Annotated in this window: 15 protein-coding genes; 3 read left to right on the top strand and 12 right to left on the bottom strand. The window is 49.8% G+C overall.

Going from position 1 to position 12,633, the window contains the following annotated elements; genetic code table 11:
- Window positions 1–3 precede the first annotated feature (3 nt).
- The 9 genes from GUA87_RS03315 to tsaB form a co-directional block, all read right to left on the bottom strand.
- Complete coding sequence (locus tag GUA87_RS03315; RefSeq protein WP_193715087.1) at window positions 4–846, bottom strand: hemolysin family protein; 843 nt, start codon at window positions 844–846, stop codon at window positions 4–6.
- A 94-nt stretch (window positions 847–940) separates the two neighbouring features.
- Window positions 941–1,477 carry an rRNA maturation RNase YbeY gene (ybeY, locus tag GUA87_RS03310; protein ID WP_415774786.1) on the bottom strand — a complete coding sequence of 179 codons (537 nt, stop codon included), beginning with the start codon at window positions 1,475–1,477 and terminating at the stop codon, window positions 941–943.
- Between the two features lie 52 nt (window positions 1,478–1,529).
- On the bottom strand, window positions 1,530–2,606 hold the full coding sequence (locus tag GUA87_RS03305; protein ID WP_321575864.1) for a PhoH family protein: 1,077 nt from the start codon (window positions 2,604–2,606) through the stop codon (window positions 1,530–1,532).
- Between the two features lie 14 nt (window positions 2,607–2,620).
- Window positions 2,621–3,982, bottom strand: coding sequence for a tRNA (N6-isopentenyl adenosine(37)-C2)-methylthiotransferase MiaB (gene miaB / locus GUA87_RS03300; protein ID WP_193715085.1), 1,362 nt, complete (start codon window positions 3,980–3,982; stop codon window positions 2,621–2,623).
- Window positions 3,983–4,120: 138 nt separating this feature from the next.
- Window positions 4,121–4,906: a lysophospholipid acyltransferase family protein gene (locus tag GUA87_RS03295; RefSeq protein ID WP_193715084.1), complete on the bottom strand. Its 786-nt coding sequence runs from the start codon at window positions 4,904–4,906 to the stop codon at window positions 4,121–4,123.
- 27 nt (window positions 4,907–4,933) lie between these two features.
- Window positions 4,934–5,422, bottom strand: a complete 489-nt coding sequence (locus GUA87_RS03290; protein ID WP_193715083.1) for a Fur family transcriptional regulator — start codon at window positions 5,420–5,422, stop codon at window positions 4,934–4,936.
- 84 nt (window positions 5,423–5,506) lie between these two features.
- Window positions 5,507–5,923: a MucR family transcriptional regulator gene (locus GUA87_RS03285; RefSeq protein WP_415774781.1), complete on the bottom strand. Its 417-nt coding sequence runs from the start codon at window positions 5,921–5,923 to the stop codon at window positions 5,507–5,509.
- Window positions 5,924–6,145: 222 nt separating this feature from the next.
- Window positions 6,146–6,607, bottom strand: coding sequence for a ribosomal protein S18-alanine N-acetyltransferase (gene rimI / locus GUA87_RS03280; protein WP_193715081.1), 462 nt, complete (start codon window positions 6,605–6,607; stop codon window positions 6,146–6,148).
- A gap of 3 nt (window positions 6,608–6,610) precedes the next feature.
- Window positions 6,611–7,324, bottom strand: coding sequence for a tRNA (adenosine(37)-N6)-threonylcarbamoyltransferase complex dimerization subunit type 1 TsaB (gene tsaB, locus GUA87_RS03275; protein ID WP_193715080.1), 714 nt, complete (start codon window positions 7,322–7,324; stop codon window positions 6,611–6,613).
- Between the two features lie 102 nt (window positions 7,325–7,426).
- Here tsaB and ddpX point away from each other — a divergent pair, with 102 nt between their 5' ends.
- Genes ddpX through GUA87_RS03260 form a run of 3 tightly spaced genes read left to right on the top strand, consistent with a single transcriptional unit; the run spans window position 7,427 to window position 9,807 of the window.
- Window positions 7,427–7,981 carry a D-alanyl-D-alanine dipeptidase gene (gene ddpX, locus GUA87_RS03270; RefSeq protein WP_193715079.1) on the top strand — a complete coding sequence of 185 codons (555 nt, stop codon included), beginning with the start codon at window positions 7,427–7,429 and terminating at the stop codon, window positions 7,979–7,981.
- Window positions 7,982–7,990: 9 nt separating this feature from the next.
- Window positions 7,991–9,031, top strand: coding sequence for a polysaccharide deacetylase family protein (locus tag GUA87_RS03265; RefSeq protein ID WP_193715078.1), 1,041 nt, complete (start codon window positions 7,991–7,993; stop codon window positions 9,029–9,031).
- A gap of 5 nt (window positions 9,032–9,036) precedes the next feature.
- Window positions 9,037–9,807: an HpcH/HpaI aldolase family protein gene (locus GUA87_RS03260; protein ID WP_193715077.1), complete on the top strand. Its 771-nt coding sequence runs from the start codon at window positions 9,037–9,039 to the stop codon at window positions 9,805–9,807.
- Here the strand turns inward: GUA87_RS03260 and GUA87_RS03255 are convergent.
- The 3 genes from GUA87_RS03255 to GUA87_RS03245 all read right to left on the bottom strand — a co-directional run bounded on the left by GUA87_RS03255 (window position 9,780) and on the right by GUA87_RS03245 (window position 12,618).
- A complete protein-coding gene (locus tag GUA87_RS03255) occupies window positions 9,780–10,823 on the bottom strand; it encodes a glucosaminidase domain-containing protein (RefSeq protein ID WP_193715076.1) in 1,044 nt (347 codons plus the stop codon). The two genes, GUA87_RS03260 and GUA87_RS03255, sit on opposite strands and share 28 nt — an antisense overlap.
- A gap of 268 nt (window positions 10,824–11,091) precedes the next feature.
- The gene (locus GUA87_RS03250) at window positions 11,092–11,580 is read right to left on the bottom strand and encodes a universal stress protein (protein WP_193715075.1); all 489 of its coding nucleotides are present in this window, start codon (window positions 11,578–11,580) and stop codon (window positions 11,092–11,094) included.
- Window positions 11,581–11,631: 51 nt separating this feature from the next.
- Complete coding sequence (locus GUA87_RS03245) at window positions 11,632–12,618, bottom strand: DUF2333 family protein (RefSeq protein WP_193715074.1); 987 nt, start codon at window positions 12,616–12,618, stop codon at window positions 11,632–11,634.
- Between the last annotated feature and the right edge of the window lie 15 nt (window positions 12,619–12,633).

Genomic DNA, 12,633 nt, shown 5'->3' with positions numbered 1-12,633 from the left:
GGTTTATTCCTCGTCGATCAGCAATTCCGGTCCGCGAAGAATACGGACGCGCTTCACTTTGCGCGGATCCGCGTCAATGATTTCGAAATCCAGCCCGGCATGGTGATGGATAATTTCACCACGGACAGGGATATGACCCGCGATCTGGAACACAAGGCCGCCAACGGTGTCAACTTCCTCATCTTCTTCTTCGGGAAGCAGGTCCAGTTCCAGCATTTGTTCTAGTTCCGGAATGGGCGCGCGGGCATCCGCTTCAATGGTGCCATTGCTGGAGACAATGATCAGCGGGCCTTCCTGCTCATCATGCTCATCTTCAATGTCGCCCACGATTTCTTCAACCAGATCTTCAATGGTGACGAGACCGTCAATTCCGCCATATTCATCTACCACACAGGCCATATGAATGTGTGTTGCCCGCATTTTAAGAAGAAGATCCTGAACAGACATGGAGGGAGGTACAAAAAGAAGTTCGCGTTTGAAATTCTGCCACCGATAATCTGTATCCCGATTCCAGAAGTTGATCAGGTCCTTGATGTGGAACATCCCGATTACATTATCGAGGTTTTCCTCATAGACAGGAAGGCGAGAATGGCTGGTTTCTGTAAATCGCGCAACCAACTGATCAAGATCCAGATTGGCGTCAATAGCTTCGATATCGGCGCGGGGGATCATCACATCGCGAATGCTGAGATTACCGATCGTCAGAATATTGGTGAGCATGGCGCGTTCGGCAGGGTTAATCTGCTGCTCGCGATCATCATGCTCTTCGATAAGCTCAGAAAGGGCGGTTCTGACGCTGCTGTCTGGTTCGGATGAAAGGCCAAGGGCCTGTCCAATACGCTTCATTAAACCCGTATTCTCTTCTGAATCGGAATCTGGCGTATCTGTGTTTGTTAAATTGGATCTATCGTCAGTCATGATTGGATATTGATGTTATCTTTCAACTATCACCCGATTGATATGGGTTGTCGATCCCCATTTTTGCAAGAAGCTTTATCTCCAACGCTTCCATTTCTTCTGCTTCGTCATCTTCAATATGGTCATATCCCACCAGATGAAGGATCCCGTGCAGGAGTAAATGGCTGAGGTGATCTTCGAAACTCTTGCTCTGTTCTTCGGCTTCGCGAATAAGCGTTTCCTTTGCAATAGCAATGTCTCCAAGGAAAAGAGGCTCTTGCCATGCGGCGGATTGCGCCAATGCTTCATTGCTCAAGGGGGTGTCAGGAAAGGAGAGAACGTTTGTTGGCTTGTCTTTGCCGCGAAAATCCCTGTTTAGCTCCTGAATGTGTCCATCATCTGTATAGAGAAGACTGATTTCGAGAGAAGTAGCCTCTGGAATTTCCAGCTCTACCTCTTCGTTCAGAACAGACGCAAGGGCCAGATTGAAAAGACGATCTGCAAGGTTTTTGAGATCATCTTCATCCAGTGGCCAGTTTTCAGCTTCGAAAGACTGAATGAGGTCACAGGGAAGGGGCAGGCGGTGTGTGTTCTCGCCTGATATGTCGCAGTCCGGTTTGGCAGCTTCGCCTTTAGTCACGACTTGCTTTCCTTCCTCTGCGCCTGCCAGATGTTTCTTCGGCGCCCTCAAGGTTGAGCTTTTTCTCGCGCTCATGTTCACCATAAGCGCGGACGATACGTGTCACCAAGGGATGGCGGACAACGTCTGCTTCGCCAAATTCGATAATGTCGATCCCTTTAACACCTCGGAGGATTTTCACGGCTTCCTTAAGACCAGAGGGCACGCCAAGTGGCAAGTCAATCTGCGACAAGTCACCCGTAACGGCCATGCTGGAATTTTCACCCATGCGGGTGAGCAGCATTTTCATTTGAACTGGGGTCGTGTTTTGCGCCTCATCCAGAATAATCGCTGAATTTGCAAGCGTCCGTCCGCGCATGAAGGCAAGGGCGGCCACTTCGATTTCGCCGTTCTCAAGGCGCTTCACCACCTCTTCTGCCGGCAGCATGTCATAAAGTGCATCATAGAGTGGGCGCAGATACGGGTCGATCTTGTCCCGCATATCGCCGGGCAGGAAGCCAAGTTTTTCACCTGCCTCAACCGCTGGGCGGGCAAGGATAATGCGGTCAACTTGTCCATTGATGAGCATGGAGACGGCATTCGCCACGGCCAGATATGTTTTACCGGTACCAGCCGGCCCCAGACCAAAGACAAGTTCGTTGGTCCGAAGCGCGTTGACGTAGACTTTCTGATTGGTTGATCTTGGAGTGATCCGGCGCCGTTTGGTGACGATCATGTCGTCGGTTTTGGCAACGGATGCAGTTGGACTTTCGCCTTCAACAAGGTCTTCCGCCATTCGCATGGCGGCGTCAACTTCGCCTTCGGTCACATCAAAACCTTTTTCAAGGCGTGCGTATAAATCCCGCATCACATGAGACGCCGCTTTTCGCGCGTGTGCCGGGCCGTCGATAGCCATTTTATTTCCCCGCGGGGTTACAGAAACCTCGAGTCCCTGCTCAATACGGGCCAGATGTCGATCATGTTCGCCGACCAACTGGGCGAGAAGGTGGTTGTCTTCAAATTCAACAACCGTTGTATTGCTCTTTTTGCTGTTCTGAGCTTTGGTTTTCTCTTTCGACGGGTTGGGCACTTTCTCTCCAGATGTCAGGCAGCGTCCTGTTCGCTGCCGGGTTTCAGCTTACCGCGTAAGGAGTTTGCATTGCCTTCTTCGACAATAACCTCGGCAATACGGCCGATCCGATGCGGTGGTGATTGTACATATACTGATTGCATGTAGGGACTGCGGCCGATGAGTTGACCTTCCCGTTTACCTTCCCGCTCCAGCAGGATAGGAACGGTTTTCCCCTCAAATGATTTGTTAAACGCGAGTTGTTGCTCGTTCAGCAGGGCCTGAAGGCGGGCAAGACGTTCTGATTTGACCTCTTCCGCGATCATCTGACTTTCTAACGCCGCCGCTGGGGTGCCTGGGCGCGGGCTATATTTGAAACTGTAGGCCTGCGCGTAATTCACATCACGGATCAGCTGCATGGTGTCTTCAAATTCCGCGTCGGTTTCTCCCGGGAAGCCCACGATAAAATCACCAGACAAGGCCAGATCTGGACGATAACTCCGCAATTTTTCAATGATGCGGCGATATTCATCCCCAGTATGGCGGCGGTTCATGGCCTCCAGAATACGATCGGAACCCGCCTGAACCGGCAAATGCAGGTAAGGCATCAAAATGTCCACATCCCGATGGGCCTGACAAAGATCTTCTGTCATTTCCAGTGGGTGCGATGTTGTATATCGGAGACGCTGAAGGTCCTTCAGCTCAGACAAGCGGTAAATCAGTTCCGCTAACGTCTGGCTTTCGCCTTCTGCATCAAGACCGTGATAGGCATTTACATTTTGTCCAAGCAGCGTGATTTCGCGCGTACCGCCGTCAATCATCCGCTTGGCTTCATCGATGATTTCATCGACCGTGCGGGAAAACTCCGCACCGCGTGTATAAGGCACAACGCAGAAAGCACAGAACTTATCGCATCCTTCCTGAACCGTCAGGAAAGCGCTTAAGTTCTTGTCGATGGCTTCTTTTGGCAGATGGTCGAATTTGGCATCAACCGGAAAATCTGTGTCCAGAACACCGCCGCTTTGGCGCGTGGCTTCCGCCAGCATCTGAGGGAGTTTGTGATAGGACTGCGGGCCAAATACCATATCCACATATGGGGCGCGTTTCATAATTTCCGCACCTTCAGCCTGTGCCACACATCCGGCAACCGCAATCACCATTTCTCCGTTGCCTGCTTCTTCCTTGGATTTGCGCATGTTGCGCAGGCGTCCAAGCTCTGAAAAGGTTTTCTCAGAGGCCTTCTCACGAATGTGGCATGTGTTGAGGATTGCCATATCCGCAGAGTTTGGATCGGTAGTAAGCTGGTAACCCAGCGGAGAGAGAATGTCGGCCATACGGGCAGAGTCATAGACATTCATCTGACATCCGTATGTTGAAATATAAAGCTGTTTGGTCACTCGTCCTCGCAGACCACTTAAAACTTGGGATCACAACGTGTGAGCCCTGTATTAATACCTAAAGCGGGGCTTCATATCAGATATTTATTCCAGAATGAAGCCAATGATGAAAAAAGTCAAAGAAACCCTGATATTCTCTTAAGTTGGCTCGGGTCTGGCGGTCAAAGCGCGGGATAATCCCCGTGCAATCTTCCGCTGACAATCTGCTGCCATGTCTTTACGAGAATCATACTGGTCAATTGTGACCGGCTCGTGAAATCGAAGTTCCGCTGTCACGCGGCCCGCGTTCAGGAAATTCCACACATGCCCCAGAAGCTCTTCGTCGCCAACCCAGGCCACCAATTTCATGATGCCACGGCTCATGAGGAGGTTATCCATTTTGCTGTAGGCGAGGGTAACCGGCTGAACGTTCAACGGTCCGTGTCCATCATATCCTTCGGCAAGGGCAAAATAGGCGCTTTTGAAATCCTGTAAGACAAGGCCATTAGAAGACGTTCCTTCAGGAAAAAGGAAGATACTGTCCCCCTGTTCCAGATGTTCCTGCATTCCATCTTTGTGATTTCGGACCGAAGGGCGCGTTCTTGCAATGAAGATGGTTTGCTGCAATTTCGCGAGCCAGCCAATAAGGGGGTAACCCTTCACTTCCTGCTTGGCAACAAAGCTCCCTTTCATGGCTTTGCCCACAACCGGAATATCCAGCCACGAGATGTGGTTGATCACAAAAAGGGTGGGATGAATGTCGCTGATTGTTCCCTGGATCTCCACGCGGACACGTAAAAGACGGCAAAGGCCTTTGTGGAAAAGTTGCGGCAAGCTATAGCGCTTGCTCGGTATAACACCCAGCACAACAAGTTGAGGCAGGACCAAGATTCCTGCCCACAAGAAGATGAGCAGGATAACAAAACTTGAACGAAGGGCCGTCATTTACAAAAGAAATCCATTTAACAAGAACTAGTGTTCTCTACTGTGTAACGAAGTCTGGTTTATTTTAACAACAGATTCTTCCGGGTCAGGCTTTTGGTTTATCGCTGCCCCTTTAATGGGTTTGCCGTAAAGCTCCAGGCGATGGTCGATCAGCTCGAAGCCCAATTTTTCAGCGATTACACGCTGCAACTCTTCGATTTCACTGTTCGTAAACTCGATGACCTGACCAGTTTCCACATTGATGAGGTGGTCGTGATGTTCGTCAGACACCTCTTCATAGCGCGCGCGCCCATCGCCAAAATCATGGCGTTCCAGAATACCGTTCTCTTCGAACATACGTACGGTGCGATATACGGTGGAGATGCTGATAGTGTCGTCAACTTCGGACGCCCGTTTATACACAAGTTCCACATCCGGATGATCTTTGGAATCCGATAAAACCTGTGCAATTACGCGGCGTTGACCGGTCATGCGTAGTCCTTTGTCAATGCAAAGTTGTTCCAGTTTGGAAGACATATACGCCCCTTTAATTCTCTACCCGTTGATCCTGCACCGGCGCCAGTTTACTCAATTCCGGGCGCGCTCGCCAGTGAATTAACGTTAGCTTGCAGCTGCTTTCTTGCGTTTGGTTCCAAGACCGATCTTCTTGGCAAGGTTTCTACGCTGGCTGGCGTAATTGGGGGCAACCATCGGATAGTCGGAAGGCAATCCCCAGCGCTGACGATATTCTTCTGGTGTCATGTTATAAGCCGTTTTCAGATGCCGCTTCAGCATCTTCAGCTTTTTGCCGTCTTCCAGACAAATGATGTAATCAGGTTGCACTGATTTGCGGACGGAAATGGCGGGTTGAGGTCGATCACTGACAGGTTCCGCAGTTCCAACATTGGCGAGTGTGGCATACACTTCACGGATTAGACTGGAAATTTCAGATGTCTCCATGGTGTTACGTGACAGATGTGAAGTCACGATATCTGTGGTCAAGGCCAACAGTTCCATTTTCTCAATCTTATCAGACACTTTAATCCAGTCCTCCATCAAATAACTTGGTGCCTTATAATGTATGCAAATAATATGTGCAATATTTCTGTAAGATAAAGTGATATGTCTGAAATAGATGAATTTATTTCTTCAAACTCTATTTAGTCTGTTCTTTAAATTACCTTGAAATCAATTTACAGGCAGTTTGCGAAAGATGCGCAAAGCGCCTAAATTATTTGGCTTCGCGTCTTCCTAAGAGACCTATATCTCGTTTAAGTTTTTTTCAAGCACGAGAGCATCAATTTTTTGTTCCCCCACCAGATAATAGTTGCGACGGATGCCAATTTTCTTGAACCCGGATTTCTCGTACAAGCGTCTTGCAGAGACATTATTTTCAGCGACTTCAAGGAAAAGGCGCGGGCAGTTGGAGGCGCGCAAGTGTTCAATGTCTGTACTTAAAAGGCAGTCACCAAGGGCTCGCCCTCTGCAATCTGGCAAGATGCAGATCGTTAAGATTTCCGCTTCCTCCCCGGAGTTGTTGCAAAGTGAAAAGCCGCAAGGTTGCCCGTTAAGCGAAAGGATATGGCAAAATACACCTGGTAGCGCCAAGAGTTTGCCGAATTCTTCCTCACTCCAGTTTTTATCGAAACACTGTTTGTGCAAAACCGCCATGACACTTGCGGCTGTGGCGTCTTCAAAAAAAGCAATTTCCGGATCTGTCATGGGTCAGGGCTTTATGTCGGCGGGATTAATGCCACCCGGCAATTTGGCGTCCGGCGCACGAAGGTAAAGGGGGGCTGGCGGAATAAAAGGCTCAGATGGTATTCCTTTTTCAATGGCCAGTTTTGCTACAATGCGGGCGTCCGGATTTGTCTCCAGATCAGGTATGTCCACGTCAATCCCATCAAATTGACCTGCGTCTTTCAGGATCTGGCTGCCGCCGCCCACAGCTAAAATCGGGGTATCGGGAAGTAAGGACCGCACCTGATCCAAAGGAGCGGCTTTTGCTTCTGACACAGTGGCAAGCGTTTTAGCTTGGAAAAGCTGCATATAAACTTCTTTTCGGCGCGCATCGGCCGATGCCAGAATGGTGCGGCCTCTTGCCAGATCTTCCGGGACAGAGGCCGCAAGAGCTTCAAGAGTTGTGATGCCCACACAGGGCCGGCCGGAGGCCAATGAGATCCCGCGGGCCGCGGCTAGCCCGATGCGAAGTCCGGTAAAGGTTCCGGGGCCAACGGTTGTTGCCAGCATATCAAGATCTGAAAATTGAAGGCCTGCCTCATTCATCAAAGACTTGATGAGAGGAAGAAGAGTTTCGGCATGACCTCTTTTGCGTTTCTCGAAAGAGGCGGCAAGTACAGTATTACCGTGCAGGATTGCCACGGAACAGGCATCCAGAGCGGTGTCCATAGCCAGTATCTTGATTGCCTTCTCTGTCATGTCCTTGTAGGCTCCGTTAAAAAAGTGGCTACGCCATAGCATAAAGTTTAATTCTTGTCTGGATTATTCCAATCAGGGAAATTTAAGAGGTCTTTTACGGGTATGGAGCTTGTCGAAATTACAACATCAGAATTTGATGTTGAGATTGATATTCGCTACGCGTCAGAAAATAATTTTACTGGGGTGCCTATCTATGCGCGCGGGGCCTGTTTTCTGAATGTAGAGGCGGCCGACAAACTTGAAACGGCCATAGAACTTGCCGGGGCCATCGGATATCGGTTTAAACTTTTCGATGGGTTTCGACCAACCGAAGCCGTGCAGGCTTTGTGGGACCATACACCAAATCCAACATATCTGGCACCACCAACAAGTGGCTCTCCTCACGCGCGCGGGGCCGCCATTGATTTGACACTAATTGATGGTAATGGTGAAGAATTGGAAATGGGGACGGATTTTGATGCCATGACCCCGCTTTCCCATCACGGCGTGACAGAAGTTTCCAAGGAGGCTCAGAAAAACAGAGCCATTTTGCTTGGGATCATGACCGCCGCAGGCTGGGATCATTACATGAATGAATGGTGGCACTATCAATTGTTTAAACCCCGTCGATACCCAACGCTGTCCGATGTGGCGGCTGGCACGAACATGATGGGTTAGCAGGAAGATATGAGTAAACTTATACAGAACAGTTTCGTAAAACGGGCCTTGGCCATTTGCGCTGTTGCAAGCGGCCTTATGACAGGAACGGTGGCCATGGCGGCCGATTGGGCGAATGTCCTGATGTATCACCGATTTGGTGAAGATAGATATCCAAGCACGAACATCAAACTGGAACAGTTTGAAGCGCATTTGCAGGAATTGAAAACGGGTGGATATACAGTTCTTCCGCTCGGTAAAATCGTCGACGCCCTGACCACAGGGGAAGAGCTTCCAGACAGAACTGTCGCGATCACCATCGATGACGGATATAAAAGTGTCTATACAGAAGCCTGGCCACGCCTCAAAGCCGCTGGTTTTCCTTTCACCCTGTTCGTATCGACTAATCAGCTTGGTGACGGCAATAATGACTATATGAGCTGGGCTGACCTGAAGGAAATGGTCGCTAGCGGGAATATGTATGTGGGGCACCATGGGGCAGGGCATGTTCATATGCCTGCTTTAAGTCTGGAAAAGGTACGGGCGGATCTTTTAAAAGCCAACGAAGCCTTTCAAACTAATCTGGGCTTTGTCCCAGGCATTTTCGCTTACCCTTACGGTGAATATGGTCTGGATATCAAAAACCTGATCGAGGATATGGGGTTTAAAGCGGCCTTCGGTCAGCATTCAGGGGTCAGTTACAGCTCTCTTGACCGATTTGAGCTTCCCCGTTTCACGATGAATGAAACCTACGGCAATATTGGGCGCTTACGTCTTGCGGCGAACGCATTGCCTCTTAGGGTCCGCAACGTGGTGCCGAAAGATAAAATCCTGAAACGGAACCCACCCAATTTCGGTTTTACGCTGGACGAAGAATACGACAATCTGAACCAGCTCAATTGTTATGCGTCTTCCGGCACGGTACCGATTAACAGGGTTGGGGTGAACCGCATCGAGGTTAGACTTCGTAAACCTTACCGCCCCGGACGCGGTCGTATCAACTGCACATTACCGGGACCAGATCAGCGTTTCCGCTGGTTCGGCACCCTTTTCTACATTCCAAGGAACTAAAATAAATGAAACAAATGGGACGGCTGAAAGCCAAATTGGCAGCAGGTAAAAAGGGAACTGGTTGCTGGTGTTTTACCGGATCTGCGGATATGGCTGAAATTCTGGGTGCTGCCGGATTTGACGCGATTATGATCGATCATGAACATGGCGGCGGCAATCTGGCAGATGCCATCCACCAGCACCGGGCTATTCGTTCTGTGGGCGACAGCAGCATATTGATGCGCATACCATCGAACGACCCTGTGGCCGTTAAGCGGGCGCTGGATGCGGGTATGGAAGGGATCATGTTCCCCTGCGTTAATACCGCTGCAGAAGCGAAAGCCGCAGTAGATGCCTGCCGTTATCCACCAAATGGGACGCGCGGTGCTGGATTTGGCGCGGCACGTCTTGCTACCTACGGGCGTGATACGGACGCTTATCGCGCTGAATTTGAAGATAAAATGATGATTATCTGTCAGATTGAAACAGCTGAAGCCGTTCAGAATATCGAAGAAATTGCAGCCGTTGATGGTGTGGACATGTTGTTTATCGGCCCGTATGATTTGTCTGGAAGTATTGGCAAACTGGGTGACTTTGAAGATCCGGAAGTAAAGGCGCAGTTTGAAAATGCTCGCGACCGGATCAAGGCGACTGGAAAATGGCTTGGCTGCATTGCGAGCGCTAAAGAAGGTCCAAATCAGATGTATAAAGATGGATTTGATTTCATCTTGAGCGGATCAGATGTATCGTTGATGAAAAGCGCAGCGGATCAGTTGCTGGAAAGTCTGGACGCCTGAGCAACCTGTTTCGGGGCCAGTTTGGCATTGTCAAACTGGCTCAAATCATTCACCCGCATCAGCATCCGCAGGGTTTGAACATATTCTTCACCGCGCTCTGAATAAGACAACAAAGAGGCCGCAAGTGTGTACCCATTTGGTTCCAGTCCTGCGGCACGTAGTCTGGCACGACCTTCACGGAATCCTTCATAGGCGACATGGCGGTTCAGATTCAACGCGTAAGAGGCAACTGAATTACCAAGTTTGCCAAAAGAGCGAACTTCATAGGCTTCACCTTCTGCCCGCTCATGGGGGACAATACCTTTTCCTTCTGCCCAGACGCGTTGGCCATAAAGAGCATTGCCGAGACGGGCAAAACGAGACGTACCCCAACCACTTTCTTCAATGCTTTGGGCAAGAGCCAATGACACTGGAATGATATCAACGCGCGTCAGCAGTTCTTCAAGATTTGTGATAGATCCCTTGTAGCGCTCTGCAATCTCTCCTACCCAGGCGATCTGTTCGCCGGACCAGCTTTGACCGTCAGCGCGCAGCTTCATCAGATGTTTGAGCGAATTGCGCTCCTGCCTGATTTTGTCGTTCACTTCTAGGATCAAGGGAAGTGTCACAGAGATAAACAGGTCTTTCTTCAGTTTAACCTGGTCAACATCCTGAATATCGACTGGTAGTTCAGATACAAAGACACGGGGAACGTCTGTACCGCCCCTGATTGCGCTCAAATTGAAGGAGGCATTTTCCAGACTGCCCAACATGGCAAGAACGGTAAGTTGATCTGGTTGCGCCACCTCAGGAAGGCTTGTCGGGCGCGGGGCAGGTGTTGGAATACCCCCAATGTCAAACTTGCCCTCATTAGTAACATTGCTGATAGCAGCAGAGGTGGATCCGGCAGGCAATTTTGCCGCCGCCATATAAGAGGGATGATCCCCAAATTCTGTCAGCGCATATAGTCCGATGGCCACCATTGCAACCACAGTTGCGGCCTTGCTCGACCTGAGCGCATGTTTAATTTGACGCATTTCCGTTATATTCCGCACATTTATCGTTTAACGAGTCGGTGGTCATTGTCACCAGATAATGTGTACGAATCCTCATTTACTACAATATACAGTATGTTGCCGCCGGATCCAACCTATTCTTTGATCAGCGGAGGGCGACTATGTCCTAACAAAAGGTTAATTGCAAGTTATCTTGAGAAGCTGATTTTTCTCATCAAGAGTCAAAGGCTTACAACTTTGCGCGAATTTAGATCACAAAGCTGTACTACCTGTTTTATCGAATCGTGAATTAGGTAACTGCGTCCAATTGTTGATCGGTCAGGTTGCCAGGGACTACCGTAATTGGAATGGCGAAGGTGCCTGACATTTCTCCAACAAGGCTTTTCACAAGAGGCCCTGGCCCTCCCGTATCAGGAGAGGCTGCCAAAACCAAAATACGAATATCCGGGTCTTCTTCAATCAAACCAATAAGTTCATCTTTGACATAGCCGTCACGGATAACAAATTCAGGCACCAGATTGGTGTCTTTACTAATATCATCGGCAAGACTTTGTAAAAGCTCTTCGGCGGCTTCACGCGCTTCTTCACGCATGACCTGTTCAACACCCATCCAATGTTGGAAATCAGGGGGCTCGATAACCCGAAGAAGGATAACGCCGCCCCCAACATGCCATGCTCTACGACAGGCAAAGCGGATTGCGGTACGGCATTCCGGTGTGTCATCTACGACAACCAGAAACTTGTTTCGTCTCGATGGGGCCTGGGCTTCACTACTCATGAAGTTTCCGAAAGTTGTTATCGATATCCCATTTTGCCACTGTACGGGGGTCTATTTCAAGAGAATGTTACTGATCTCACGTAGCTGCGTGCGGGCGCGCAACAGATAGAATCCCTGAACAGCAAGATGGTTCGGGAATAGTTGCCCGTCATTTTTGGCGTTTGAAATGACGTATGGGTCCAGCTCCACGACAGATCGGAAACTTATCAGCATTTTCTCCCAGGCATTGCCGAGCTCACGGTCCCGGATCAGGCCTTCAAAATCCGTGGAGAGCGCTTTTAAGATCATATAGTAGGCATAGGCCTGACCTTTGAAGCCATAGAAGAGATCATCAGCCTGAAAGTCCACATAAGCACCTGAGTGTTCCGCGATATGACTATCAATTACCGCAGTGGAAGAGCCGATATCAAGAGCAATTCGGTCCAACGTGGCGAGCAAGTTGTCGCCGCGTTTTTCAAAAACCGCGTTTCCCTCCGCCAGACGCTTGTTGTAGGCAACAAGTGATTTGCGCGCTTTCTCATACTGCTTTTCAGAGGCGGCTGTAGGTAGAAGGGAGACGGTCGGATCCCAACTCCAGACGGTACCAGAATATTGCAAAAGCCCTGCTGCATTTTGAAGATCCGTATCGGTCTGGCTGGACCCGCGGGTACGGCCGATCTGATCGGTCAGTTCAAAAGTGAAGCGGGCGAGGGCTGAGACAATGCCCTGCTGATAGTTCGGCATATTGTCGAGGAGGGTGGCGGGCATAAAGAACGGATCGTTGGCCGTCCATCGGTTGTCATTAATTTCCCGGTCAATAAGGCCTGCAACAACCTCAACGGCCCGGCTACCGTTTTTTTCAAGGTTCTGAGTGTTGGGAGCAAAATTCAGATCGTCATCAATTTTGTGGATGAGGATCATGCCAACAGCAAAATATAAAAAGAGGAAACCAACAACAGCCGCCAGAATGCGGCCGATATGTCCCCTAAACAGATTACCGATATTACCTGCAATATCACGGGTGGTGCTACCTCGACCACCTGTACCGATTTCGCTCATCTTTTCTGCCCCATA

Source organism: Sneathiella sp. P13V-1, from assembly GCF_015143595.1.
Lineage (GTDB): Bacteria > Pseudomonadota > Alphaproteobacteria > Sneathiellales > Sneathiellaceae > Sneathiella.
This window is presented reverse-complemented; position numbering and strand designations above follow the sequence as displayed.

Coding starts and splice junctions, on each gene's coding strand:
- GUA87_RS03250 (WP_193715075.1), bottom strand. CDS start 11,580: ATGAGTAGTGAAGCCCAGGCCCCATCGAGACGAAACAAGTTTCTGGTT.
- GUA87_RS03260 (WP_193715077.1), top strand. CDS start 9,037: ATGAAACAAATGGGACGGCTGAAAGCCAAATTGGCAGCAGGTAAAAAG.
- GUA87_RS03295 (WP_193715084.1), bottom strand. CDS start 4,906: ATGACGGCCCTTCGTTCAAGTTTTGTTATCCTGCTCATCTTCTTGTGG.
- rimI (WP_193715081.1), bottom strand. CDS start 6,607: ATGACAGATCCGGAAATTGCTTTTTTTGAAGACGCCACAGCCGCAAGT.
- GUA87_RS03255 (WP_193715076.1), bottom strand. CDS start 10,823: ATGCGTCAAATTAAACATGCGCTCAGGTCGAGCAAGGCCGCAACTGTG.
- tsaB (WP_193715080.1), bottom strand. CDS start 7,324: ATGACAGAGAAGGCAATCAAGATACTGGCTATGGACACCGCTCTGGAT.
- GUA87_RS03265 (WP_193715078.1), top strand. CDS start 7,991: ATGAGTAAACTTATACAGAACAGTTTCGTAAAACGGGCCTTGGCCATT.
- GUA87_RS03290 (WP_193715083.1), bottom strand. CDS start 5,422: ATGTCTTCCAAACTGGAACAACTTTGCATTGACAAAGGACTACGCATG.
- GUA87_RS03245 (WP_193715074.1), bottom strand. CDS start 12,618: ATGAGCGAAATCGGTACAGGTGGTCGAGGTAGCACCACCCGTGATATT.
- GUA87_RS03315 (WP_193715087.1), bottom strand. CDS start 846: ATGAAGCGTATTGGACAGGCCCTTGGCCTTTCATCCGAACCAGACAGC.
- ddpX (WP_193715079.1), top strand. CDS start 7,427: ATGGAGCTTGTCGAAATTACAACATCAGAATTTGATGTTGAGATTGAT.